This window comes from Priestia sp. JV24, assembly GCF_025910025.1.
Taxonomy (GTDB): domain Bacteria; phylum Bacillota; class Bacilli; order Bacillales; family Bacillaceae_H; genus Priestia; species Priestia megaterium.
Genome location: NZ_JAPCIN010000076.1, coordinates 1 through 802, shown reverse-complemented (window position 1 = coordinate 802; position 802 = coordinate 1). Strand labels below are relative to the sequence as shown.

The 802-nt window shown below is 32.0% G+C and carries 1 protein-coding gene; it reads left to right on the top strand.

Annotated elements, in window-relative coordinates:
* The coding region (locus OK414_RS29720) for a hypothetical protein (RefSeq protein WP_264363579.1) at positions 1 to 439 on the top strand (439 nt) is incomplete at its 5' end.
* Between the last annotated feature and the right edge of the window lie 363 nt (positions 440 to 802).

The window sequence follows — 802 nt, the reverse complement described above, 5'->3', positions numbered from 1 at the left end:
ATCTAATGGCTATACAAAATTTGATAAAGCAGGTATGGAAAGGTTAAAAGAAATCCGATCGCTGCACCGAGATCAAAATTGGTCAATTAAGCAAATTGAAAATTATTTTGCTACAGGAGGAGAATCTTTTAAACCAGAACCTAAAAAGGCAACAGGTGAAGTTATTGCTGACGAATTAAAAGAGCTAAAAGAAGAGATCAAGTTATTAAGAGAACATAACGAACAACAAAAACAGTTTAATATGGCTCTTATTAAAAAATTAGACGAAGTAAGTAATCGTAATGAAGACCATTATAAACGTTTTGATGAAACAGCTCGGTCTCTTTTAGAAACAAAAAAAATGTTAGCTGTTGCTGATGACTTAAATAAAAACCACAGTAAAGACCTTGGTAAATCAGGATTCAAAGGATTTCTATCCCGATTATTCCAAGGTAAATAACAATTGAACTATTAACCTATATAAACCAAAAAAAAGAAAGCTCCATTACGATGGAGCTTTCTTTTTTTGGTTTATATTACTATTTTCCATTGAATTATCAGATTACTAGAAGGTATAATAGAATTAACAAAAATGGACGGAATAGAAAAAAGACTTCAACGTGTTTAAGGAGTGTTAGCTGCACCCTTAGACCGTTCCCCCTACAAGCCTAGGGAAAACACCTGTCGAAGTCTCTTGTTAATAGTTTCATTATCGATAAGATAAAACTTATGGTTTTATTTTATACGAAATTGACATCTATTTCAAGGGCTTAGTTCATCACAAAAAAAGACATTGTTTTCCTTGTTAAGGGAGACAATGTCT